The sequence below is a fragment of the Streptomyces venezuelae genome (assembly GCF_008642375.1).
GTDB lineage: Bacteria > Actinomycetota > Actinomycetes > Streptomycetales > Streptomycetaceae > Streptomyces > Streptomyces venezuelae_G.
Genome location: NZ_CP029194.1, coordinates 5,481,293 through 5,503,295, shown reverse-complemented (window position 1 = coordinate 5,503,295; position 22,003 = coordinate 5,481,293). Strand labels below are relative to the sequence as shown.

Here is a 22,003-nt window from a genome sequence, read left to right as displayed (position 1 = left end):
GCGTTCCGCAGGGGCGGTGGGGGTCCCTCCGGACGGAGTCCGGGGGAGGGTGGGCCCGACGCCCGTTGCCGGGTGCCGTTCACCGACACCCGAGGCACGACTACCCATCGGTGACCCCCGCGCCCAGCAGGACGGCGTCCTCAGGGGCGAAGTGCAAGGTGACCTCGGCCCCGAGAAGCGGCGTCTCCCTGAGCTCGCGCACGTCCGCCTTCACGCGGTGACCCCCGACCTCGACGTACAGCCGGTGGGTGGAGCCGCGCCACTGGACCTCGGCGACGCGGCCCCGGAGCGCGTTCGGACCGTCGCCGAGGCCGACCAGGTGCGGGCGGACGCAGAGGGTGGCGGCGGAGCCGGGCGCGGCCCCGGTGACGGGCACCGTGAGCTCGGTCCCCGCGAAGGCCACCCCGTCCGCGCCGACCGTCACCGGCAGCAGGTTGGCGTTGCCGACGAACGACGCCGTGAACTCCGTACGCGGGCGGCGGTACAGGTCCTGCGGGGTGCCGCAGTCCTGGAGCCGGGCCTTGTCCATGACGGCGATCCGGTCGGCCAGGGTGAGCGCCTCGACCTGGTCGTGGGTGACGTACAGGATCGACACGTCGGGCAGCTCGCGGTGCAGTCTGGCCAGTTCGGCGAGCATGCCGGAGCGGAGCTGCGCGTCGAGGGCGGAGAGCGGTTCGTCGAGGAGGAGGACGCGCGGCCGGATCGCGAGGGCGCGCGCGATGGCGACGCGCTGCTGCTGCCCGCCGGATAGCTCGCGGGGGTAGCGGCGGGTGTACGCGGCCATGCCCGTCATCTCCAGGGCCTCGGCGACCCGGGCGGGGATCTCGGCCTTGGGTGCCTTCTGGGCCTTGAGGCCGAAGGCGACGTTGGCGTCGACCCGCAGGTGCGGGAAGAGGGCGTACTGCTGGACGACCATGCCGATGCCCCGCTTGTACGGGGGGAGGGCGGTGACGTCCTGGCCGCCGATGAGGACGCGCCCGGAGGCCGGCCGCACGAAGCCGGCGACGGCCCGCAGCGCGGTCGTCTTGCCGGAACCCGAGGGCCCGAGGAGGGCCATGACCTCGCCGGGTTCGACGGTCAGGTCGAGGTGGTCGAGGACGGTGGTCCCGCCGTACGCGACGGAGACGCCGTCGAAGCGGATGCCGCTGTTCATGCCTCGTACTCCGTGATGCGCGCCGGGAGTTCGGCGACCGAGGCGAGGACGTGGGTGGCGCCGTGCTCCCTGAGCGCGGTCTCGCCGTGGGCGCCCGTGAGGACTCCCGCCACGATCCCGGCGCCCGCGCGGGAGCCGCTGAGCATGTCGTACGAGGTGTCCCCCGCGACCGCGATCCGGCGGACGTCGTCGACCGCGCCCGTGCGGAGGAGCGCCGCGAGGACCATGTCCGGGTAGGGGCGGCCCCGGCCGCCGGCGTCGGCCGGGCAGAGCGTCAGCTCGGCCAGGTCCTGCCAGCCGAGGGCGTCGAGGATGGCGTCCTGGGTGACCCGGGCGAAGCCGGTGGTGAGGACGACGGTCCTGCCCTGGTCCTTCAGCGTGGCGATGGCCTCGGCCGCGCCGGGCACCGGTGCGATCAGGCCGCCGGAGACGAGGTCCCCGTACGCCTCCTCGAAGGCGAGGTTGGCCTGCCGGGCGCGGGTCTCGTCGCCGCCGAAGAGGTGGCGGAAGACGGAGATCTTGGACTCGCCCATGGTGGCGCGGACGTAGTCGATCATCGTGGCGGGGTCCTCGCCGAGGCGTTCGGCGGCGGCCGTGAAGGCCTGCTCGACGAGGCCGCCGTCGGCGACGGTCGTTCCCGCCATGTCGAGGACGACGAGGTCGTGCTTCGTGTCGGTCTTCGTGTCGGTCACGGTGTTCACCAGCCCAGTTCGTTCGCGGTCGTCTCGGCGACGGCGGGCGAGCAGGTCATGCCGCGCCCGCCGGGTCCGGTCACCAGCCACACGTCGTCGGCGACCCGCTGGCGGTGCACGACCCGGCTGGTGTCGACGCACTGCGCGTACACCCCGGCCCAGCGGCGCCTGATCCTCGGCAGGGGGCGGCCGAGGAAGGACTCGACGACGCGGGTGAGGTGCTCGTAGGGGTCTTCGAGGGTGTCGAAGGCGAAGGGGTGCTCGTACTCGTGGGTGTCGCCGATGGTCAGTCCGCCGTCGAGCCGCTGCACCATCAGGAGCTGCATCTTGTGGGCGGCGGCGGTCGGGTCCTGCGGCTGACCGGCGTCGAGGGCGTCCAGGGCGGGGGAGGCGTACGCCGGGTAGTAGCGGAAGGAGTCGGCGTCGGCGACGGAGGTGGTGAGCGGCTCGCCGAGGGGCTCGGTCTGCATCATCTGGAGCCTGACCCGGCGGACGGGTATCTCGCCGGCGACCTCGCGGACGAGGCCGGAGAGCCAGGCGCCGGTGCACAGGACGACGGCGTCGCCGGTGTGCGTCTCGCCCCGGTCGTCGCGGACGGCGCCCCTGCCGACGACGTCCCGGACCTCGCGGTTCGGCAGGAAGGTGTACTTCCCGGTGGCGAGCAGGGCCTCGCGGAGGGCGAGCTGGGCGAGGCGCGGCTCGACGGCGGCGTCCCGCTCGCACCAGAGGGCGGCCTCGAACGCCCCTCGGAGGGCGGGGTTGACCGCGCGGGCCTCGTCCGCCGTCAGCAGCTTGTAGCCGCGGGCGGCGGCGTCGGGCCGCGCGAGGGCGGCCTCGGCGACGGCCAGCTCCAGGTCGTTGCGTACGGGAGTGAGGGAGCCGATGGCCCGGAAGCCGAGCCCGGGGACCCGGGCGCCGATGCCCTCCCACAGTTCGCGGGCGCGCAGGGCGGTGTCGAGCTCCTCCCCGCCGGCGCGGCCGCTCACCCAGATCTGGCCGAAGTTGCGGAGGGACGCTCCGCGCGCCTCGGCCTCGCGCTCGATGTGTACGACCTCATGGCCGCGTTCCACTGCGTGCCAGGCGTGCATGGTTCCCACCACGCCGGCTCCTACGACGATCACCTTCATGGCCGAAACGGTCGCGGGGGCGGGTGGCCCGGACGGATCCGGTGGGCGACGGGACGGTGAACGGACCGACAAGCTTGGACCAGACCCGTTATCTACTCGTGATCAAAAGCCGTTCGCCCGGCGGGCCTTGGGGTCAGTCCTGGCGGCCCAGATGCGCGGTGAAGCTGAACCGGTCGCCGCGGTAGAGCGTGCGGACCCGCTCCAGGGGGCGTCCCGAGGTGTCCCGGGAGACACGGTGGAGCAGCAGCATCGGCAGCGCCGGGGGCGTACCGATGAGCAGGGCCTCGCGCGGGGTCGCCAGCACGGTCTCGATGCGCTCGTCGGCGTCGCCGAAGGTCACACCGAGGTGGTCGTGGAGGTAGGCGTAGAAGGAGGAGTCCGGGTCGAAGTCGACGTCCAGGCGCGGGGCGCGGGCCTCGGAGACGTACGTGCTCTCCAGGCCGACCCGCTCGTCGTCGGCGAGCAGCACCCGCTCCATGTGCCAGACGGGCTCGCCCCGTTCGGCACCGACCTCCGGCGCGAGCGCCTCCGGGCAGGGGAAGCGGTCGAGGGAGATCAGGCTTCGGCCGGGGCGGCGGCCCTGCCGGCGGACGCCCTCCGTGTAGCTCGCGAGCGAGAGGGGCTGTTCGAGCTTGGGGCCCGCGACGACCGTGCCCCGGCCCTGGCGGCGCACCCTGCCCTCCAGGAGCAGTTCACGCAGCGCCTGACGGACGGTCTCGCGGGACACCTCGTACCGGACGGCGAGGTCGCGCTCGGTGGGCAGCAGCCCACTCTCCCCCAACTCGTCGACGAGCAGGGTGAGTTTCGCCTTCACGGCGTAGTACTTGGGGACCCTGCCGTGCTCGGGGACGCCGGAGCGGACGGGGGCGCCGGGGTCGGCGGGGGCGGTCTGGTAGTTCACGAAGGGATCGTCGCAGACGGTGATGAACGGGGAGGTGTACGGAACGTGGCTCAGAGGTGCCGGGGGCGGCGGGAGGAGTCGCCGCGGGTCCGCCGGGCCGGTCGTGCGGCCGTCCACGGGGCCGGTCGTGCGGCCATCCACGGGGCCGGTCGTCGGGCGGACTGCGGGGCCGGCCGGGCGGGCCGTGGGGTCAGCCGTCGGGCGGTGCGGGCGAGGGCGGCGCCGAGCAGGACCAGGGCGGCGGCGAAGGATCCGAGCAGGAGGACGTCGTCCTGGCCGGACTCCCTTCCGGTGTGGGCCAGTTCGCGACTCGGGTCGGCACCCTCCGCACCCTGCGGGGGCTCCGGGGCCTCGGGCTTCTCGGTGCGCTGGGCCGGCGGGTCGGCCGCCTCGTCCCTCGGCTCGGGCGTGGCGGATCCTTCGGGCACGGCGGGACCGACGGTCAGGCGGTACTCGTCGGACGCGCCGACCCAGTCGCCGTCGGCACCCCGGCGCTGGACGACCGCCGCGCTCACGACGACCTCGTCGGGGGCGGTGTCCTCGCGGAACGCGAGCCGTACGGGGACGGTGAGGGTCCGTCCCGCGGGGACCGCGAAGCCGCCGAAGTCGGTGAACGCGCCGACGTTCTCGGCCTCCTCGGTCGTCTCGAAGGCCACGGGCCGCCAGCGGGCCGAGCCCTCGTCGTAGAACTCGAAGCGGATCTGGGCGGGTTGGAGCGCGCGGTCCCGGTCGGCGAGGACGAGGACGGGGTGGACGCCGGTGCAGGACGTGTCGGTGTCGTTCGTGAGGTCGAGCTTCCAGGCCTGGAGGGGGCCGCCGGCGGGGTAGTCGTCCGGGCCGCCGTGGATCCGGGTCGCGAGCGGGAAGCCGCCGTCGGGGGCGTTGCCGCAGGAGGGGACGGGCGGGTCGGGGGCGGGGATCCTGGGCGCCTTGGGGACGTTGGGCGCCTTGGGGATGTCGGGGACGTTGGGGGCAGGGGCGTTGAGGGCCGGGGCGTCGGGGGCGGGGGGCGCGGAGGTGGCGGGCGCCGCGGGAGCAGGGGCCCCTGGGGCGGACGCCTTCGGCGCGTGGGCCGCCGGGGCCGCGAGTGCGGGGGCCGTGAGGGCGAGGGCCACCGTCGCGGTCACGGTCGCGGTCACGACGAGGGCGCTGCGCTGGCGCAGGGGGGCGGGTGCCATGGGGCGGCTGCCTTTGCTGCTTGCGGGCGTACGGGTCGGCCGCGACGCTGCCACGCCCGGGCGGGGGGTCCGGTCAGCGACACCGTTCGCACCCTCGTACGGCCCGAGCAATCCGCCCGATCAGCCTATTGTCCGAAGATCGGAGCAAGAACGAGCCACGCCGCTCCCACCGCCACCGCCTGCGGGGCCGTGGCCACGGCGACCGGCGTCGGGAGCCCGAGCCCGGCGAGGACCTCCCGGGCCCCGTCGGAGAACACCTCCGGCGCGCCGAGCACCACCCGCCCGCCCAGCAGGACCTGGTCGATGTCGAGGAGCCGTACGAGGTTGGCCGCGCCCGCGCCGAGGATCCGCGCGGCCTCGGGGAGTTCGCCGCGCGCGACCGCCGCCAGGCAGAGGACCTCCAGGCAGCCTCGCCCGCCGCAGTCGCACGGGGGCCCGTCGAGCTGGACGGTCTGGTGCCCGAGCTCGCCCGCCCCGGTCCTGTCCCCGCGCAGCGGCGCGCCGCCGAGGACGAGGCCGGCGCCCAGCCCCGTACCGAGGTGGACGTAGGCGAAGGAGCCGGGGGCCTCGGGTCGCAGGGCGAGGCCGAGGGCGGCGGCGTTCGTGTCCTTGTCGAGGACGACGGGCAGCCCGAGGCGCCGGGCCAGTTCGTCCCGTACCGGATACGCGTCCCAGGAGGGGAAGCCGGTCACGCGGCCGGGCACCCCGGCTTGGTGGTCCAGGGGCCCGGGCATGGCGACGCCGACTCCGAGGACGGGGACGGGGACGGGGACGGGGACGGGGACGGAGTCAGGGCCGGAGTCGGAGTCGGGGCCGGGGCCGGTGACAGGGCCGGTGACAGGGCCGGTGACGGCGTGGGAAACGGAACCGAGGCCGGGGCCGGAGTCGGGGCCGACGGCCTCCCCCGCGCCTTCCGTGAGCAGCGCCCGTACCTCATCCGTCACCGCGCCCAGGACCGGCCCCGCCCCCTCCCCCAGGTCGACCGGGCGGCGGCGCAGGGCCACGACCGTGCCCGCGAGGTCCGTCAGGAGCGTCGTCAGCTCGTCGCGGTCGAGGTGGACGCCGACCGCGTGCCCGGCGGAGGGCACCAGGCGCAGGACCGTACGGGGCTTGCCGCCCGTCGAGGCCCGGTGGCCGGCCTCCGCCGCGAGGCCCTCGGCCCGGAGCCGGGCGGTGATCTTGCTGACCGCCTGCGGAGTGAGGCCGGTCCTCTCGGCCAGCTCCAGGCGGCTGATCCCGGTCTCCCCCGCCGTGCGCAGGAGGTCGAGCACGAGCGCCGCGTTGTGGCTGCGCAGCGCCGGTACGTTCACGCCGGCCAGGCCCCTCGTGTACTTCTGCTCCCTCTTCACGTCCCCATTGTCGCGGTCGCTTGCACTTTGGCAACAGCGTTGCTTAAGTGAGCTGCATGACTGGCACCGACACCGGCCCCCGCACCCCCAGCACGCCCCTCCGCGTCGGACTCGTCGGCTACGGCCTCGCGGGCTCCGTCTTCCACGCCCCGCTGATCGCGGCCTCCGAGGACCTCGTCCTCGCCGCCGTCACCACCGGCAACCCGGAGCGGGCCGCCGAGGCCCGCGCCGCCCACCCCGGCGTGCGGGTCGCGGCCTCCCCCGGGGAGCTGTGGGAGCAGGGGGCGGACGAGCTCGACCTGATCGTCGTCGCCTCCCCGAACAAGACGCACGTCGCGGTCGCCACGGCCGCCCTGGAGGCCGGTCTCCCGGTCGTCGTCGACAAGCCGCTCGCCGGGACCGCCGCCGAGGCGCGCGGCCTCGCCGCCCTCGCCGAGGAGCGGGGCCTGCTGCTCTCGGTCTTCCAGAACCGCCGCTGGGACAACGACTTCCTGACCCTCCGCCGCCTCCTCGACGAAGGCGCGCTCGGCGAGGTCCAGCGCTTCGAGTCCCGCTTCGAGCGCTGGCGGCCGCAGCTCAAGGGCGGCTGGCGGGAGTCCGGCGCCCCCGAGGAGATCGGCGGCCTGCTCTACGACCTGGGCAGCCACGTCGTCGACCAGGCGCTCGTGCTCTTCGGCCCGGCGGTCTCGGTGTACGCCGAGTCGGACGTGCGCCGCCCGGGCGCCGCCGCCGACGACGACACCTTCCTCGCGATCACCCACGCCGGCGGGGTCCGCTCCCACCTGTACGTGAGCGCCACGACCGCCCAGCTCGGCCCCCGGTTCCGCGTGCTCGGGCAGCGCGCGGGCTTCGTGAAGTACGGGCTCGACCCGCAGGAGGCCGCCCTGCGAGAGGGCCTGCGGCCCGTGCCGGGCACGGTCTGGGGCGTGGAGCCGGAAGAGCTGTGGGGCCGGATCGGCTCCGGGGAGTCCCCGGTGACCGGCGGCGGCACCCCGGTCCCGTCGCTGCCCGGTGCCTACCAGGCGTACTACGCGGCCGTCGCCGCCGCCCTCCGCGGCACCGGTGAGAACCCGGTCACCGCGCACGAGGCGGCAGCCGCGCTCGACGTCCTGGAGGCGGCGAAGCGGTCGGCCCGCGAGAGCGTCACGGTGGCGCTGTGAGCGCGCCGGCAGGACCCGCAGGCCCGTCGGAGGCCGACGAGGTCGGCGTACTGGAAGCGCAGGAGGCCCGTCTGGTCCTCCCCCGCTTCACGTACGAGGACGCCTGGGCGCTCGGGACACTCCTCGTCGGCATGGCGAGGGAGCGCCGCGCCCCCGTCGCGATCGACATCCGGCGCGGCGCGCAGCAGCTGTTCCACTGCGCGCTGCCGGGGTCCAGCGCGGACAACGACGCCTGGATCGACCGGAAGCGGCGGGTCGTCGAGCGGTACGGCGCGAGTTCGTTCCTGGTCGGGGCGCGGTTCCGCGCCAAGGGGACGACCTTCGAGGCGTCCTCGCGCCTCGACCCCGACCGGTACGCCGCCCACGGCGGTTCGTTCCCGGTCGCGGTCGAGGGCGCGGGAGTGATCGGCTCGGTCACGGTCTCCGGCCTGCCGCAGGCCGAGGACCACGCGATGGTCGTCGAGGCACTGGAACGGCTGCTCAGTTCGTACGCCTCCGGCGACGGCTGACCGTCACGAGGATCCCGCCGCCGAGGGCGAGTCCCACGGCTGCGGCGCCCATGACGATCTGCCCGGTGCCGGCACCGGTCTCGGGCAGTTCGCCGTGCGGGCCGTGGTTGCCGCCCGTGTCGCCGTAACCCCCGGGGTCGCCGGAGTCGCCGTACCCGCCGGTGTCACCGCCCGTCGAGCCGCCGGTCGAGCCGCCCGTCGTGGGGTCGGTGGGCGTCGGCGTGGGGTCGGTGGGCGTCGGGGTCGGATCCGTCGGCGTGGGCGTGGGATCGGTCGGCGTGGGCGTCGGATCCGTCGGCGTGGGCGTGGGGTCGGTCGGCGTGGGCGTCGGATCCGTCGGCGTCGGCGTCGGATCCGTCGGCGTGGGCGTGGGATCGGTCGGCGTGGGCGTCGGATCCGTCGGCGTCGGCGTGGGGTCCGTGCAGGACGGCAGGTCGCCGTTGAACGGGTAGGCGTGGATCTCCTGGCCACCGCCGCCCGTCGGCTCCGAGGCGTGCGTCAGGTTCCCGGTGGTGAAGAAGCGGCCGTTCATGCCCGGCATGGTGATCGTCGTCGTGCTGGCCTGGTTGCCGATGAGCACGCTGCCCGCGAACTGGGCCGTTCCCTCGAACTTGACCGTCGTCGCGTCCGGGAAGTTCCACAGGACGCGGTCGCGCAGGCCGTCCGGCAGTCCGTTGATGAAGGTGTCGACGGTACGGCTCGCGCCGAGGACGTTGACCAGGACGGTCGCGCCGGCCGGAATCTTCCGGAAGACGATGTTCTGCTGACCGTCGTTCGCCGACTCCAGGTCGAAGTCGATGGTGAAGACCTGGAGGGCCGAGGTGCCGTCACCGGTGAAGACGGTCTCGGCGCTGCTGTGGACGGCGGTCCCCGTGGGGGTGCGGGAAGCACCGTTCACGTAGGCGTAGCACTGGCTCGCGTCGGTGAGCTGTGCCCGGAGGGCGGTGTAAGGGTCGGCGGCCGCCGTGTCGTGGACCGGGGTGGGGCTCACCGTCCCGGAAAGCAGGCCCCCGTACTCGACGATCCCCTTGACCGTCCCTTCCTCGGCGAGCAGTCGCTGCCCGGAGGCCACCGTCAGGTCCTTGCCGACGGTGAGGAATTCGGTGTCGTCGACCGGCGGGACGCGCGAGCCGACGCCCACGATGCCGACGTTGTAGACGCTGGAGACGCCGGCGCGCTTGTTCTGGTCGAAGCCGCCGAGGACGACGACCTTGCCCTCGGCCTCGGCCGCGGCCTCGCGGACGAGGAAGTCGCCGCCGACGAAGATGTTGATGTTGTTGTCGCGGAATTCGACGGTGCCGTTGTTGATGCCGGGATAGCCGGACGGCGGGCACTTGCCCGGCTTGCAGGGGCCGAGGCCGCCCGGCAGGGGATCGGCGAAGCCGTTGACGGCCAGCGCGCCGACCAGAGCGGTGGCCCCGACGGTGGCCGCGGCGATGGCGGCGAGGCGGCCCCGCGCGGACCGCCCGTCCTTCATGTTTCGTTCCATAAGGGGCAATATGCAAAAAACACTATGAGAATGGCGACGCCCCACGCGGGGGCGCCGCCGATTTCACGTGAGCACCGCGCCCAGGGGATCAGGCGCCTTTGAGCTCCTGCCGCTGCCGGCCGAGCCCGTCGACCTCCAGCTCGACGACGTCACCGGGGCGCAGGTAGGGCTTGGGCTCCGGCTGCCCCATGGCGACACCGGCGGGCGTGCCGGTGTTGATGATGTCGCCCGGGTAGAGGGTCATGAACCGGCTGACGTACCGCACGACCTCCGCGACCGGGAAGATCTGGTCGGAGGTGTGACCGTCCTGCTTGAGCTCGCCGTTGACCCAGAGGCGGAGGCCGAGGGCCTGCGGGTCCGGCACCTCGTCGGCGGTGACGAGCCAGGGGCCGAGCGGGTTGAAGGTCTCGCAGTTCTTGCCCTTGTCCCAGGTGCCGCCGCGCTCGATCTGGAACTCGCGCTCGGAGACGTCGTGGGCGACCGCGTAGCCCGCGACGTGCGCGAGGGCCTGCTCGTCGGTCTCCAGGTAGCGGGCGGTGCGGCCGATGACGATGGCGAGCTCCACCTCCCAGTCCGTCTTGACCGAGCCGCGCGGTACGAGCACGGTGTCGTCCGGACCGACGACGGTGTCGGCGGCTTTGAGGAAGACGACGGGCTCGGCCGGGGTGGCCTGGCCGGTCTCGGCGGCGTGACCGTGGTAGTTCAGCCCGATGCACACGACCTTGCCGATGCGGGCGACCGGCGGGCCGATGCGCAGCCCGGTCGCGTCGAGCGCGGGCAGCACACCGGCCGCGGCCGCACCCCGGACGCGGTCGAGCGTGGCGGCGTCGGCGAGGAGGGCGCCGTCGATGTCGTCGACCAGGGCGGACAGGTCGCGGAGGGTGCCGTCCTGGTCGAGCAGGGCAGGACGCTCGGCTCCCGGCGGGCCTACACGCAGCAGCTTCATGGTCTTCTCCCGGTGGTCGAGGTGGGCCCGGGAAGGGCCCTGAGGGTGCCCCGGCCGATGGAGTGCGGCCATCGGAGGATTGGTCGATCCTCCAAGACATCGGGTCAGTCTGCAAGACCCCGTTCACGCACTGGACCCTTACGCGCGAGTAGCAACGGCGCCGGAGGCCTTCTTCCTGCCCGTCGGCTCCCCCTTCCCGCCGGCCGATTCCTTCTTCCCGCCCGTCGATTCCTTCTTCCCGTCGGCCGGTTCCTTCTTCCCGCCGGCCGATTCCTTCCCCTCCCGGAAGAGGAAGGCCCGCTCGGCAGCGCTCCAGGCGGTGCTGGTGACGACGTAGAGGGCGGCGGCGAGGGGGACGACGGCGACCGTGATCAGGGTGGCGAAGGAGAGCAGCGGCATCACCTTTCCGATCGCGCCCGCGCCGGGCGTGGGCTGCCCCAGGTCGAGGGGCTGAGCGGCGAGCTGCCGCTTCGTCCGGCGGTAGGTGAAGACGGCCACGGCGGTGACGATCGCGAACAGGACGAGGTAGACCCGTCCCGCCGGGCCGAACACGCCGCCGTGGGAGAGCGCGTCGGCCCAGTGGTCGCCGAGCGGGGCGGCGAACAGCGTGTGCCCGGCCATCCGGTCGCCGGAGAAGAGGTGGTACATCAGGAAGAACGCGGGCGCCTGGAGGAGGCTGGGCAGTATCCCGGCGAAGGGCGAGACCTTCTCCTTGGCGTGGAGCTCCAGCATCGCCTTCTTGAGGCGCTCGGGGTTCTTGGCGTACTTCTTGCGGAGGGCGGCGAGCTGCGGGGCGATCCGGGTGCGGGCCTTCTGCCCGCGGGCCGCGGCGCGGGAGAGCGGGTGGACCGCGAGGCGTACGAGCATCGTGAAGAGGACGATCGCGGCGGCCGTGGCGGTGGTGGCGAAGAGCGGCTGGAGCAGGTCGGCGAGCCGCTCGACCAGGGAAGCGAAAACGGACAAGGGAGCCCTCCGTGGGGTCTCGTCGTGCCGGGAGAGATGCGGGTCTCGGCATGACGGATCCGCGTGAGGACCGTCCGGTGTTCGTGTGCGGAGGCTCCTACGCGGCCGTCGGGAGGGGACGGCCGGGAGCTCGGGGTCTGCGGCGGCCTGCGGCGTCGGGATCGCGCTGGGGCAGGAAGGCGGTGCGCCGCTCACGGTCGCGTATCGCCGTGCGGACGCGGGTGGCCGGGACGGCGGGAGCCGCCGGGGCGCCGATCAGGGCACAGACGACGGTGGTCGCGGCGAGGACGACGCCGGCGAGGCCCGCGCCGTCGGAGAGGAGCAGGCCGGCGAGGGCGAGAAGGAGGAAGACGGGCGTGAGCACGCGCAGGAGCTGCCCCCTGACCGTCATCTCACCACCCCTTGCTCTCGCGGTTCCCTGACCTTTCCCACCCTGAAGACGCCCGGGCCGGATCAGGAGTTCCCACCCTCGGACACGTCTTCGCGCCCGACGGGGACGAGGAGCCGCCGGGGCGCGAGCAGGGCGCGCCCGACGGGATCGCCGGGGTCCGGGTCGAGGCCCGCGCCGGGCCGCATCTCGACGTCGGCGGGCGGCACGGGGACGCGGCAGGCGGGGCATTCGCCGTACGACCCGAGTTCGGTGCCGCAGTCGGCGTGGTGGAAGCGGCGCACCGGTACGGCTCCGGGGACTTCGGCCCGCCCCCAGGCGCCGAGCGCGCGCAGGACGGGCCAGAGGGCGAGGCCGCGCTCGGTGAGCACGTACTCGTCGCGCGGGGGCGACTCCCGGTAGCGCCGCCGTTCGAGGACGCCGGCCTCGACGAGGGCCTGGAGGCGGGCGGCGAGGACGGCGCGGGGGACGCCGAGGTGAACGAGGAAGTCGTTGTAGCGGCGGACGCCGTAGAAGGCGTCGCGGACGACGAGGAGGGTCCAGCGCTCGCCGACGACCTCGAGGGCGCGGGCGATGGAGCACTGCTGGTGGGCGTAGTCCTTGCCGAGAGCCATGACCCCATCGTACCCATCGAGGGTTCATTGAATGAACCGACCTGCTAGCTTGGGTTCATTCACCGAACCGACAGGTGGAGGTCCCTGCCATGCCCCAGCCCGCCACCGCCCTCCTCTCCCCGGCGCTGAAGCCGCCGGCCCGCCCCTCCGCGACGCTCGCCGTCACCGGCGCGGCCACGGCCGTGGCGCTGATGAACTACACGGCCCCGATGCTCACCCTCCCCGACACGGCCGCCGCCTTCGGGACGCCGGACTCGGCCCGGGCCTGGCTGCTCAACGGCACCCCGCTCGGTCTCGCCGTCCTCCTCCTGGTGGCCGGCAGCCTCGCAGACACGCACGGGCGGCGCCGGGTCTTCCTCCTCGGCACCCTCGCCCTGGGCGCCGCCACCGGCCTGGGCGCCTTCGCGGGCTCCACGCTCACCTTCACCCTCGCCCGGATCGCCCAGGGCGCGGCGAGCGCGGCGGTCCTCGCGGGCAGCCTGGGCCTGCTGGCCGACGCGTACCCCTCGGGCCGCGACCGGATCAGGGCGACCGGCATCTGGGGCGCGTCGGTCAGCGGCGGCATCGCGCTCGGCCCGCTGCTCGCGGGCGCGCTGAGCCTGGTGGACTGGCGCCTGGCGTACGGGGTGCTGGGCCTCGGCGCCCTGGTGATCGCGGCGGCGGGCACCCGCACCCTCGGCCCGGAGACGGCGAAGCCGGTGCAGCGGACGCGCCCCGACCTCCCGGGCGCCCTCACCCTCGGCCTGGCCCTGGCGGCCCTGCTCACAGCGCTCACGCTCGGCCGGGACGGCTGGCTGCGGGCGCCGGTGGCCCTCCTGCTCGTCACCTCCGCCGCCCTGACGGCGGCCTTCGTGACGATCGAGCACCGGAGCCGTACGCCCATGGTCGACCTGACGCTCCTGCGCCGCCCGGCCTTCCTGGCGTCGACGCTCGGGGCGCTGTTCACGGGCCTGGCGGTGATCGGCCTGTTCAGCGTGGTGCCCGCGCTGCTCCAGAGCGGGGCGGGGATGTCACCGCTGGGGGCGGCGTGGCTGTTCGTCCTCTGGTCGGGCACGGCGTTCGTGGTGGCGCTCCAGGCGCGCCACCTCGCGGGCCGGCTGTCCGCCGCGTACCAACTGACCGTGGGTTTCGCCTTGTCGGCGGCAGGAGTACTGGCTCTCCTCGGCGCTCTGGAAGGCCCCTGGCCACGCCTCCTCCCGGGCCTCCTCGTGGCGGGCGCGGGCAGCGGCCTCCTGAACGCGGCACTGCCCCGGCTCGCCGTGGACTCCGTACCGCCGGAGCGGGCGGCGATGGGCTCGGGCGCCAACAACACCGCCCGCTACATCGGTTCCGCGGCGGGCGTGGCCCTGACCCTGGCCCTGACACCGGCGGGCCCGGACACGGCGCTCCTGGTCTCGGCGGGACTGGCACTGACGGGCGCGGCGCTCACGCTCCTCCTGGGCCGACGAGCTTCGCCCACACCACGAGCCGATAGGCACTGCTGAACTCGGGCGTGCAGGTGGTGAGGGTGAGATAGGACCCGGCGGCCGAGTACCCGTAGGACGGCTTGACGAGGGACCGGGGGACGGCCCGGACGACCCCGACGTCACGGGGGGCGGTCTGCGGGAGGACCTGGTCGACGCGGTAGGTGTACGTCCGCGCACGGGTCCGCACGCTGATGACGTCCCCGGGTACGAGCCGGTTGATGTACCGGAAAGGCTCGCCATGGGTGTTCCGGTGCCCGGCGAGAGCGAAGTTCCCGGTCCGGCCGGGCCCGGAGGTGCCGGGGTAGTGCCCGACGTACCCCTTGTCGAGGACGGAACGCTTGGAGATGCCGCGGGCGACGGGGACGGTGAGGCCGAGCCGGGGGATACGGAGGATGGCGAAGGCGCGGGAGTCGGGGGCGGCCTGCCGGGTCCGGTCGCGGCCGGACGATGGAGCCGGACGAACGGAGGCGACCTCGGGGAGATCCCCCGCCGCGGGCGTCTCGGCCTCACCGGGCAGCTCGGACTCCACGCTCCGGACCGGGGGGTCCCCGTCCCCGCCCCCCTCCCCTTCCCCCTCCACGGGAGGAGAGATCGCCCACTCCCGCTCCAGGACGCTCACCTGCTCGCGGGCCTCGGCACGGGCCTGCTGGTTGGTCCACCAGAGCTGATGGACGACAAGAAGAAGGACGACAACCCCGCAGGTGACGACGGCCTCGGCCGCCGCCCACAGCACGCGGGCACCGGTACGGCGCCGCCCCCGCCCCTGGACGACGACCGGCACTCGCTCCCGCCGCTCCCGCACCCTGTCCCGCACGCGGGGCACGATAAGCGCTGAGGCGCCAACTCTCCAGGCCCGTACAGCAGTACGGTGGAAGGCATGCGCCCCGACACTCCTGCCGCTCACACCACCGAAGCCGAGCGCCTGCTGCGCACGGCAGCGCAGTACCCGGGAGACCGGGAACCCCTACTGCTCCAGGCCGCGGCCCACCGCGAACTGGCGGGCGACCGCCCAGGAGCGACGGCCCTCTACGACGCCCTCCTCTCCGGTGAGCCGGCGAACCCGCACCTGATCAGGGCGCTGAAGGCGGCGAACCTCTGGGAGTACGGCCACGAGGCCGAGGCGCGGGCGATCATCGAGGGAGTCCGGGCCGCCAAGCCCGCGGACGCGGCGCCCTGGGAGATCACGGCGGAGACCCTGGAGGCCCACGACGAACTGGAAGCGGCGGAGTCGACCCTCACCGAAGCCGCCGCACTCCTGGCCACGCCCGCGGAACTCCCCCACGCCACGGTGTCCCTGATCACGACACGCCACCGGATCCGCCGCATGCTGGCACGGGAACACGACGACTGGGACGACCGAGCGGACCGGCTCCACACGGCACCGGTCCCGCTGGACGAACTCCACGACCCGAAGCGCCTCTGGTCCCTGGGCTCCTCGGACCCGGCAGAACTCCAAGCGGAAATCACGAGGCTCCGCTCGGAACTGGGCACGTACCGCACGGCCCTCTCCCGCCCGTTCCCGGTGGCGGTCCTGCACTGGCCGGAGCCGGAACTCGACGAACTCCTGGCGGCCTACCCGGAACTGGAAGCCGAATACCCCACGTACCGCGCGCACCTCACGGACATCGAGGCGTCCCTCCGCGAACTGGCCCAGGCGGGCACCCCGAACCTGGGCATCGTCCGCGCCACGGTCCCCTCCTACGAAGCCTTCGCCGCCTCAGAATCCACCCACCCGTCGAACGCAGCCCTGCTCCCCCAGTACGCCACCACCCTGGCGGCCCGGGGCCGCGCGACGCCTTGGCCGCCGGCACAGGGCGAGGAGTGCTGGTGCGGCGTGGAAAGGACGTATGCGGAGTGCCACGGGGGCGCCCCAGAGTGAAATCCTGTCTGCGACAGGTCTGAGCCGTCAGTTTTCCACATCCTTGAAGAACGGAACCATTGAGTGGCACGCCTTTCCCTCCTTCAGCCTGGCGGCATCTGCGGAAACACCGGGATTGAGAGTCATGCGCTAGAAGCCCCTGAATCGGACTCACAGATGCAGCTGGTCAAGGATTGGATCCACGAACGCCCAGTAGCCGACCTGTATACGGACTCCATCCGCAATGCCATCGACTATGTACTCGATGGCGCCAGAACCGGCCGTTTCGATCTCCTTTCCCCAGAAGTCCATCCCGGTGAGCGCGCATCCGTGGGCGCAAAGCTCGAATATGAGGTCCTACGGAATTTTGAACTACCGAAGACCAAACCCCTTGACACCCACATCGCTGACGTTCCGGTCGACATCAAGGCAACTGTCGGCAGCAACTGGTCGATACCAACGGAAGCTCATTGCCAACTCTGCCTCTGCACGCAAATTCAACTGAAGAACAATCGCCATCGAACATGGCTCGTCCGGGCACACACTTCTTGGCTTTACCGCGGAAAGGGAAACAAGGACGGGAAGCGAGGGCTTGCCGTCGACGCTCGGGATAACTGGAGCATCCCGCTCTACGACTGGACTCCCCTGCCAGTCAACCCACTCCGATACTTGTCCGAAGAAGCAGCCAGTAGAATCTTTGCAAAGAAGCCCGGACAGACCAAGCGTCTCCTCATGATGTTCCACGAACTCGAAGGGCACATTATTCCCCGAAATGCAATTCTTACCGTGGGGGCAGGAAACGACGATCCCATGCGGCGCGCCAGGCAAGCAAGAGACCTGGCCGAGAAGGAAGGCCTACTGGTGCTGTGCGGTGACTGGCTCGAATCCCGCGACATAGCTGCAGCGCGAGGCATCCATCTGCGTTCAGGAGAATGGATCGCCCTGAAAGGCGAGGGAGAAGCAGGACCGCCCCAACAACTCACCCTCGCAGAGAATCATTAAAGGAGTTGCATTCCGTGTCGGAATACGACGACTGGAGCCCCCCAGAAGGGTCATGGGCATCATCCGCCGAACGCCGCCGCAACATGCAAGCGATCCGCAGTCGGGATACGAAGCCAGAGCAGCTGGTCAGGCGGCTACTGCACGCTCAAGGATTGCGCTACCGAGTGGCGGCCAGACCCTTGGCCGACCTCCGCCGGACGGCAGACATTGTTTTCCGGCCGGTGAAGGTTGCGGTATTTATCGATGGCTGCTACTGGCACGGGTGTCCCGAGCACTACGTACCACCGAAGACGAATCCCGGATATTGGTCGGACAAAGTCGCCCGCAACATGGCTCGCGACCGTGACACGGACCAGCGGCTCCAGGAAGCAGGGTGGACCGTGCTGCGCTTCTGGGAGCACGAGCCGTCGGCAGAGTGTGCCGTTCGAATCGCAGCCGAAGTAGAGGAGCGTCGTGCCCGTGCGCGGAGCACAGGCACGGGCACGACGTAATCAGGACTTCTTCGCGTCACGCTCGCGGGCGGCCTTCAGGACGTCCATGATCGACCGGCCGACGGCTTCGGCAACCGGCGGCGGGAAGGCATTGCCCACCTGCCGGTACTGAGCCGTCTTACCGCCGTCGAAGATCCAGTCCCCCGGGAAGCCCTGGATGATCGCCGCCTGCTCCACGGTCAGCATCGGCCCGCCGACACCGAACAGGTCGCGGTCCTCAGACCCCTTCTTCTTGCAGGTCTCGGCGTCATTGGCCACACCTAGGCCGGAGACACCGAGCTGCTTCCAGGCCGCCTTGGCTCGGCTGGGGCCGAGGTCGGCCCCACCGTGCTTCTTCGACCCCCCAACCAACGTGGGCGCGATTCCGGCGCCGCCCTTGGCCTCTAGCTCTTCATGCCGCTCCGTCGCCATGGTGTGCCATCGCGCATAAGCAGCACGCGCCTCCTGGTCGCGCGGGCCGTCGTAGTACGCCTCGTAGCGCGTCGCCATCGACGCCTCGAGCTTCTCGACAACGCTCACCGGGCGCTCGTGTGTGGGGGTCGGCCACTCGTACTTCACGTCCTTGAGAACGTCTTTGCGGATGGCGACGAGAATCGCGCGGGGCCGGAGCTGCGGCACACCGAAGTCGCTGGCCTCCAGGATCCCCCAGTGACACACCTCGTACCCAAGCCCGTCATCAGTCACGAGGGAGCCGTCGTCGGCACGATAGGTGCCGCTCTGCAGCCTGGCCGTGATGTAGTCCCGGTAGTCCGAGAACTTCGGGTCCAGGATGCCTCGCACGTTTTCGATCATTACAGCTCGCGGCCTCAGCTGCTCGACGAGGTAGAGCATCCGCGGAAAGAGATCCCGCTCGTCATCCTTCCCGAGCTGCTTTCCCGCGTGAGAGAAAGGCGGGCACGGTACGCCGCCAGCAAGGAGGTCCAGCTCCTCGGGCCCGAGCAGCTTCCCGTCCCTCTTCACGCCCTCCAGCGGCTCGAATGTCCCGACATCCGCATGGCTGAGGTCACAGTGCTGCTCTTCCCAGGCCCAGTCTGAGCGCGCTTCGATGTTCCGGCGCAGCGTTTCCCTCGCATGCTTGTCGATCTCTACGAGAGCAAGGTGCCTGAACCCGGCAGCGTGCAGCCCAATGGCTTGCCCACCGGCTCCAGCACAGATCTCGATTGAAGTGAACTCCGCCTCAGTGCCGGTCATGCACCCTCCTTCGACCACATACCTCGCTGGCGCCTTGTCCGCCAGACATCACAGAGAGTGACAGACCCCACTGACAACGCCCTCCAACCGACAAACGCCTTCCCAGTGTGCGCCATCCCGCAGCCTCCTCCGACACCCCACAGACGGGTGGAACACTTGTACGATCACCGCATGGCTCAAATCTCTTGGGTGCGAGACGAACTGCTGCTCGCGTGCGCACTTGTCGTCGAGAACGGCTGGCAAGAGCTTCGTCAGACCGATCAGCGCGTGCACGAGCTGTCCGGCCTGCTGCGTTCGCTCCCCCTCCACGGGGACGCCGTGGCTGACCCACGGTTCCGGTCGGCCAACAGTGTGAGCCGCAAGACAACGGACATTGCCACTGCCCACCCGGCCCACACGGGTGGCTCGACCAAGGGTGGCAAGCCCACTCAGGAGATCGTGGCCGACTTCGTCGAGCACGAAGCGGACATGATGGCGACCGCCAAGGCCCTTCGGGTCGGCATCGAGAACGGCGAGCTGTGCCGTAGCCCGCACTCGGCCAACGAGACCACCCCAGACGGGGACACCAGCGCGCTGGAGGGCCGCCTGCTGGTCCGCTGGGCGCTCTACCGCGAGCGCGACCGCGGCCTGCGCCGACGCAAGATCAAGCACGCCCAGAGGCTGAGGCAGTCGCTCCAGTGCGAAGTCTGTTCCTTCGACTTCGGCCAGACATACGGCCCTCTCGGCGTCGGCTACGTCGAGGTCCATCACCGGCTACCCCTCCACATCTCCGGGCCTCGTGAAACCAAGCTCGAAGACCTCGCATTCCTCTGCGCGAACTGCCATCGCATGTGCCACAGAAACCACGAAGGGGAGTCGTGGCGCACACCTGACGCCCTGCGCGCGGAACTGCACGGGGACGCCGGTCACGCGGCGGCCTCTCCAGCCTCATAGAGCTGCTGCGCACAAGCCAGGGCGTCATCCGGGTCGCTCCCGTGCGACGCGAGCCAAGCCATCAAGTCGGTAATGAGTGCGGTCGCAGCCTCCCGATCCACCCTAGACCGCACACGACAGGTTGAGCCCCGAATCCCCGCGAGCTCGCGGTACCCGTCCAGAACGGCGGATGCCCTGCTCGCGCGAGCGCGCAAGGCGTCAGTCACCAGCGGAAGCTCGCACCAGACCACCTTGCCGGGACCGGTCACGAACGCGCCCCAGTCGGCCGACATCGATACCAGGAGGCGGAGGCCGCGACCACACTCCGCGTCGCATGCTCTCGGTCGGCCGACCTCACTCACGGGCACCACGGGACTTTTGTCGTGCAGCTCCACACGGAGTCGGCTGCCACTCCATTCCAAGACAAGCGTGGCAGGCGCTCCCTCACCCACATGCTTGATGACATTCGTCGCAAGCTCGGTCACGACGAGCTCCGCCTCGTCCACAGCCTGCAGCGCACCCCACTGCCCCAGCTTGCTACGAACGGCCTCTCGCAGCAGCCGCACCTCCCCCGGCACCGCCTCGAAGGGCAGAACAGACCGGAGCCCAGACTCACTGCGTTCGCTGAAAGTCACAACGCCACTCCCTCCCTGACCAACGCAGTGCTGCACCCACCGCATCCGTACGGCGACGCTGCGCGATCCCGGTGAGTCGAGTATGGCAGCGAGAATTCTCACCATGTAACTTCTCACCAGACTCGATCGGGTGAATCGACCCACTCCAACTGCGGTGCTGCATAGCCTGATCGGGCCGGTGGACGGCCCACGCAGCGACATGAAGGACTGCCCCTTGCAATCAAGAACCACCACCCGGCGTCGTCATCTGGGCGCGACGCTGCGGAAGCTTCGGGAGAAGTCGGGTCTCACCCTGGAAGAAGCCGGGGGCCGCGTCGGAGTGTCCAAGGCGACCGTGAGTCGCTATGAGACTCAAGCCGGCCCAGTGAAGTGGCCCATCGTGGATGCCTTGTGCCGGGAGTACGGCGCAACCGCCGCCGAGCGGAATGCGGTCGTCAGCCTCGCCAAGGATGCCAAACAGCAAGGTTGGTGGAGCTCGTTCGCCGACAGCATCCCGGAGGGCATGAATCTGCTGCTCACTCTGGAGCACGAAGCTGCACGCGAGGACCACTTCTCCTGCGTCTACGTCCCCGGGCTCCTCCAGACGCGTGACTACAGCAACGCAGTCCAGCAGGCCAACGAGCTGCGTCTCGGGCAGCAGGAGATCGACCGGCTCGTCGACATCCGCATGAAGAGGCAGGAGATCCTCACCCGCGCCCAGCCTCCACACTTGTGGGCGATCCTCGACGAGTCGGTTCTCCGCCGGGTCGTCGGATCTCCCGAGGTCATGAGGGCTCAGCTGGAACGACTTCTCGTCGAGAACGAGTCACCTCACGTCACCCTGCAAGTGCTGCCCTTCTCCAAGGGAGCACACGCCGCAGCGCTGGGAAGCTTCGTCATCCTGGGCGGCACAGAGCCTTCGCTCGACGTCGTGTACGTCGACCTGCACACCGGTTCACTGTTCATGGAGACGGAAGCGGAACTCGACAGATACAGACTTGCGTTCGAGTATCTGCGGGCGCAAGCGTTGGACATCGAGGCTTCGTCGTCCCTGATCCGCCGCATCAGCAAGGAGCTGTAGTGCCCTCGCCCCGTTCGTTCATCGCCGTCAACACATGGTTCAAGTCGTCCTACAGCGGCGGCAATACGACTGAGTGCGTGGAATGTTCACGCACTGAAACTGGCGCACTCGTGCGGGATTCGAAGCGACCAAAAGGGCCTGTACTCACCGTACAGGCAGATGCCTGGAGCGTCTTCATCGAAGGAATCTCTTCGACTCAGGCCTGTTCACCCAGCGCTATGAGGTGCTGATCAAAGCTCTGCTGCAGACTCTCCAGGACGGCTTTCCCCTTGACTGCGGTTGCATAGGAGGGGAATCCGATCACACCCGTCTGCGTGTATGGCGCCATGCCATGGACGAGAAGATGCGACCTGCTGCCACCCTCGTGGTCGGCGTTGGCGTACCCCTCACCAACCAGCTCAGGAGCGGCATGGAGCAGGATCGAGGTCTCGATCTCGCCGGCGTGCATGTCCGCGTGCCGGTCGGAGACCAGACCACCGCGCTCGCGGGCACGGTCCCAGTCGGGGCCAAGAGGGAAGAGGGAGACCGCCGGGCCGTCGACGTTGGCTTCCTGGACCACGTTCGACAGGACGTAGTTTCCGCCGTGGCCATTGACGATCACCAGCTTGTGGATGCCCGAGCGGGCGAGTGAGGCGCGGATGTCGTCGATCACGGCGTACAGGGTCCTGGCGCTGATGCTGACGGTGCCTGGGAAGGCCGCGTGCTCGTGGCTGCACGAGACGGTGATGGGCGGGAGGAGATGGACGGGGTAGGCGTCGGCGATCTCCTGGGCGATGACGCACGCGATCGCTGTATCGGTGATCAATGGGAGGTACTTGCCGTGCTGCTCGAAGGAGCCGACTGGGAGCACGGCGACGCGGGGCTGCAGCTCCTGGACATCAGTGCTCGTGGCGGTCGGCAGCAAGTTCACGGCTCTCCC

General features: G+C 71.1%; 24 protein-coding genes. 9 read left to right on the top strand and 15 right to left on the bottom strand.

Translation table 11 applies throughout. The features are described 5' to 3' along the window. Positions 1-100: 100 nt before the first annotated feature. From DEJ46_RS25340 to DEJ46_RS25315, 6 genes are all read right to left on the bottom strand, one after another. Positions 101-1,153, bottom strand: coding sequence for an ABC transporter ATP-binding protein (locus DEJ46_RS25340; RefSeq protein WP_150269923.1), 1,053 nt, complete (start codon positions 1,151-1,153; stop codon positions 101-103). Continuing rightward, positions 1,150-1,845 (bottom strand): phosphonatase-like hydrolase, encoded by a 696-nt coding sequence (locus DEJ46_RS25335; protein WP_411757782.1) that lies wholly within the window; start codon positions 1,843-1,845, stop codon positions 1,150-1,152. The genes DEJ46_RS25340 and DEJ46_RS25335 overlap by 4 nt, the downstream gene beginning before the upstream one ends. Positions 1,846-1,850: 5 nt before the next feature. Next, complete coding sequence (locus tag DEJ46_RS25330) at positions 1,851-2,972, bottom strand: TIGR03364 family FAD-dependent oxidoreductase (RefSeq protein WP_150269919.1); 1,122 nt, start codon at positions 2,970-2,972, stop codon at positions 1,851-1,853. A gap of 133 nt (positions 2,973-3,105) precedes the next feature. Then, positions 3,106-3,873 (bottom strand): GntR family transcriptional regulator, encoded by a 768-nt coding sequence (locus DEJ46_RS25325; RefSeq protein ID WP_150269917.1) that lies wholly within the window; start codon positions 3,871-3,873, stop codon positions 3,106-3,108. Between the two features lie 50 nt (positions 3,874-3,923). After that, entirely contained in the window at positions 3,924-5,051 is a 1,128-nt protein-coding gene (locus tag DEJ46_RS25320; protein ID WP_150269915.1) for a hypothetical protein, read from the bottom strand. A 125-nt stretch (positions 5,052-5,176) separates the two neighbouring features. Further along, complete coding sequence (locus tag DEJ46_RS25315) at positions 5,177-6,361, bottom strand: ROK family transcriptional regulator (RefSeq protein WP_150274755.1); 1,185 nt, start codon at positions 6,359-6,361, stop codon at positions 5,177-5,179. Positions 6,362-6,456: 95 nt separating this feature from the next. On the opposite strand from DEJ46_RS25315, the gene DEJ46_RS25310 reads away from it, so the two are divergent. Further along, entirely contained in the window at positions 6,457-7,560 is a 1,104-nt protein-coding gene (locus DEJ46_RS25310) for a Gfo/Idh/MocA family oxidoreductase (RefSeq protein WP_150269913.1), read from the top strand. Continuing rightward, a complete protein-coding gene (locus DEJ46_RS25305) occupies positions 7,557-8,069 on the top strand; it encodes a heme-degrading domain-containing protein (RefSeq protein ID WP_190622879.1) in 513 nt (170 codons plus the stop codon). Before DEJ46_RS25310 ends, DEJ46_RS25305 begins: the two co-directional genes overlap by 4 nt. Here DEJ46_RS25305 and DEJ46_RS25300 read toward each other — a convergent pair. The 5 genes from DEJ46_RS25300 to DEJ46_RS25280 all read right to left on the bottom strand — a co-directional run bounded on the left by DEJ46_RS25300 (position 8,041) and on the right by DEJ46_RS25280 (position 12,469). After that, positions 8,041-9,558, bottom strand: a complete 1,518-nt coding sequence (locus DEJ46_RS25300) for a choice-of-anchor A family protein (RefSeq protein ID WP_150269911.1) — start codon at positions 9,556-9,558, stop codon at positions 8,041-8,043. The two genes, DEJ46_RS25305 and DEJ46_RS25300, sit on opposite strands and share 29 nt — an antisense overlap. Before the next feature lie 88 nt (positions 9,559-9,646). Further along, a complete protein-coding gene (locus DEJ46_RS25295) occupies positions 9,647-10,504 on the bottom strand; it encodes a fumarylacetoacetate hydrolase family protein (protein WP_150269910.1) in 858 nt (285 codons plus the stop codon). Positions 10,505-10,642: 138 nt separating this feature from the next. Continuing rightward, complete coding sequence (locus DEJ46_RS25290; RefSeq protein WP_223835076.1) at positions 10,643-11,467, bottom strand: YidC/Oxa1 family membrane protein insertase; 825 nt, start codon at positions 11,465-11,467, stop codon at positions 10,643-10,645. Between the two features lie 97 nt (positions 11,468-11,564). Continuing rightward, complete coding sequence (locus tag DEJ46_RS25285) at positions 11,565-11,858, bottom strand: DUF6412 domain-containing protein (RefSeq protein WP_150269908.1); 294 nt, start codon at positions 11,856-11,858, stop codon at positions 11,565-11,567. A gap of 62 nt (positions 11,859-11,920) precedes the next feature. Beyond that, on the bottom strand, positions 11,921-12,469 hold the full coding sequence (locus DEJ46_RS25280) for a winged helix-turn-helix transcriptional regulator (protein ID WP_150269906.1): 549 nt from the start codon (positions 12,467-12,469) through the stop codon (positions 11,921-11,923). A gap of 89 nt (positions 12,470-12,558) precedes the next feature. Between DEJ46_RS25280 and DEJ46_RS25275 the strand changes: the two genes are divergently transcribed. Then, on the top strand, positions 12,559-13,953 hold the full coding sequence (locus DEJ46_RS25275) for an MFS transporter (RefSeq protein WP_150269905.1): 1,395 nt from the start codon (positions 12,559-12,561) through the stop codon (positions 13,951-13,953). Here the strand turns inward: DEJ46_RS25275 and DEJ46_RS25270 are convergent. Next, positions 13,895-14,749 (bottom strand): class E sortase, encoded by an 855-nt coding sequence (locus DEJ46_RS25270; protein WP_150269903.1) that lies wholly within the window; start codon positions 14,747-14,749, stop codon positions 13,895-13,897. The genes DEJ46_RS25275 and DEJ46_RS25270 overlap by 59 nt on opposite strands. Positions 14,750-14,812: 63 nt before the next feature. On the opposite strand from DEJ46_RS25270, the gene DEJ46_RS25265 reads away from it, so the two are divergent. The 3 genes from DEJ46_RS25265 to DEJ46_RS25255 all read left to right on the top strand — a co-directional run bounded on the left by DEJ46_RS25265 (position 14,813) and on the right by DEJ46_RS25255 (position 17,286). Next, on the top strand, positions 14,813-15,814 hold the full coding sequence (locus tag DEJ46_RS25265) for a hypothetical protein (protein WP_150269901.1): 1,002 nt from the start codon (positions 14,813-14,815) through the stop codon (positions 15,812-15,814). A 156-nt stretch (positions 15,815-15,970) separates the two neighbouring features. Continuing rightward, positions 15,971-16,795: a NaeI family type II restriction endonuclease gene (locus tag DEJ46_RS25260; protein WP_150269899.1), complete on the top strand. Its 825-nt coding sequence runs from the start codon at positions 15,971-15,973 to the stop codon at positions 16,793-16,795. Between the two features lie 14 nt (positions 16,796-16,809). Further along, a complete protein-coding gene (locus DEJ46_RS25255; protein ID WP_223835074.1) occupies positions 16,810-17,286 on the top strand; it encodes a very short patch repair endonuclease in 477 nt (158 codons plus the stop codon). Here the strand turns inward: DEJ46_RS25255 and DEJ46_RS25250 are convergent, their stop codons facing one another. Beyond that, positions 17,287-18,477, bottom strand: a complete 1,191-nt coding sequence (locus tag DEJ46_RS25250) for a DNA cytosine methyltransferase (RefSeq protein WP_150269894.1) — start codon at positions 18,475-18,477, stop codon at positions 17,287-17,289. It abuts the gene before it with no gap. A gap of 171 nt (positions 18,478-18,648) precedes the next feature. Here DEJ46_RS25250 and DEJ46_RS25245 point away from each other — a divergent pair, with 171 nt between their 5' ends. Next, on the top strand, positions 18,649-19,410 hold the full coding sequence (locus DEJ46_RS25245; RefSeq protein ID WP_150269893.1) for an HNH endonuclease: 762 nt from the start codon (positions 18,649-18,651) through the stop codon (positions 19,408-19,410). On the opposite strand, the gene DEJ46_RS25240 is transcribed toward DEJ46_RS25245, so the two are convergent. Beyond that, complete coding sequence (locus DEJ46_RS25240; protein WP_223835072.1) at positions 19,383-20,129, bottom strand: ATP-binding protein; 747 nt, start codon at positions 20,127-20,129, stop codon at positions 19,383-19,385. The two genes, DEJ46_RS25245 and DEJ46_RS25240, sit on opposite strands and share 28 nt — an antisense overlap. Before the next feature lie 94 nt (positions 20,130-20,223). On the opposite strand from DEJ46_RS25240, the gene DEJ46_RS25235 reads away from it, so the two are divergent. Together DEJ46_RS25235 and DEJ46_RS25230 are read left to right on the top strand one after the other, a co-directional pair. Next, the gene (locus DEJ46_RS25235; protein ID WP_411757835.1) at positions 20,224-21,084 is read left to right on the top strand and encodes a helix-turn-helix domain-containing protein; all 861 of its coding nucleotides are present in this window, start codon (positions 20,224-20,226) and stop codon (positions 21,082-21,084) included. Next, on the top strand, positions 21,084-21,314 hold the full coding sequence (locus DEJ46_RS25230) for a DUF397 domain-containing protein (protein WP_150269891.1): 231 nt from the start codon (positions 21,084-21,086) through the stop codon (positions 21,312-21,314). The genes DEJ46_RS25235 and DEJ46_RS25230 overlap by 1 nt, the downstream gene beginning before the upstream one ends. On the opposite strand, the gene DEJ46_RS25225 is transcribed toward DEJ46_RS25230, so the two are convergent. After that, positions 21,281-21,988 carry a creatininase family protein gene (locus tag DEJ46_RS25225; protein ID WP_411757781.1) on the bottom strand — a complete coding sequence of 236 codons (708 nt, stop codon included), beginning with the start codon at positions 21,986-21,988 and terminating at the stop codon, positions 21,281-21,283. The two genes, DEJ46_RS25230 and DEJ46_RS25225, sit on opposite strands and share 34 nt — an antisense overlap. Positions 21,989-22,003 lie beyond the last annotated feature (15 nt).

Coding starts and splice junctions, on each gene's coding strand:
- DEJ46_RS25240 (WP_223835072.1), bottom strand. CDS start 20,129: ATGGTGAGAATTCTCGCTGCCATACTCGACTCACCGGGATCGCGCAGC.
- DEJ46_RS25260 (WP_150269899.1), top strand. CDS start 15,971: ATGCAGCTGGTCAAGGATTGGATCCACGAACGCCCAGTAGCCGACCTG.
- DEJ46_RS25340 (WP_150269923.1), bottom strand. CDS start 1,153: ATGAACAGCGGCATCCGCTTCGACGGCGTCTCCGTCGCGTACGGCGGG.
- DEJ46_RS25320 (WP_150269915.1), bottom strand. CDS start 5,051: ATGGCACCCGCCCCCCTGCGCCAGCGCAGCGCCCTCGTCGTGACCGCG.
- DEJ46_RS25300 (WP_150269911.1), bottom strand. CDS start 9,558: ATGGAACGAAACATGAAGGACGGGCGGTCCGCGCGGGGCCGCCTCGCC.
- DEJ46_RS25295 (WP_150269910.1), bottom strand. CDS start 10,504: ATGAAGCTGCTGCGTGTAGGCCCGCCGGGAGCCGAGCGTCCTGCCCTG.
- DEJ46_RS25330 (WP_150269919.1), bottom strand. CDS start 2,972: ATGAAGGTGATCGTCGTAGGAGCCGGCGTGGTGGGAACCATGCACGCC.
- DEJ46_RS25275 (WP_150269905.1), top strand. CDS start 12,559: ATGCCCCAGCCCGCCACCGCCCTCCTCTCCCCGGCGCTGAAGCCGCCG.
- DEJ46_RS25265 (WP_150269901.1), top strand. CDS start 14,813: ATGCGCCCCGACACTCCTGCCGCTCACACCACCGAAGCCGAGCGCCTG.
- DEJ46_RS25285 (WP_150269908.1), bottom strand. CDS start 11,858: ATGACGGTCAGGGGGCAGCTCCTGCGCGTGCTCACGCCCGTCTTCCTC.
- DEJ46_RS25235 (WP_411757835.1), top strand. CDS start 20,224: ATGAAGGACTGCCCCTTGCAATCAAGAACCACCACCCGGCGTCGTCAT.
- DEJ46_RS25250 (WP_150269894.1), bottom strand. CDS start 18,477: ATGACCGGCACTGAGGCGGAGTTCACTTCAATCGAGATCTGTGCTGGA.
- DEJ46_RS25245 (WP_150269893.1), top strand. CDS start 18,649: ATGGCTCAAATCTCTTGGGTGCGAGACGAACTGCTGCTCGCGTGCGCA.
- DEJ46_RS25310 (WP_150269913.1), top strand. CDS start 6,457: ATGACTGGCACCGACACCGGCCCCCGCACCCCCAGCACGCCCCTCCGC.
- DEJ46_RS25280 (WP_150269906.1), bottom strand. CDS start 12,469: ATGGCTCTCGGCAAGGACTACGCCCACCAGCAGTGCTCCATCGCCCGC.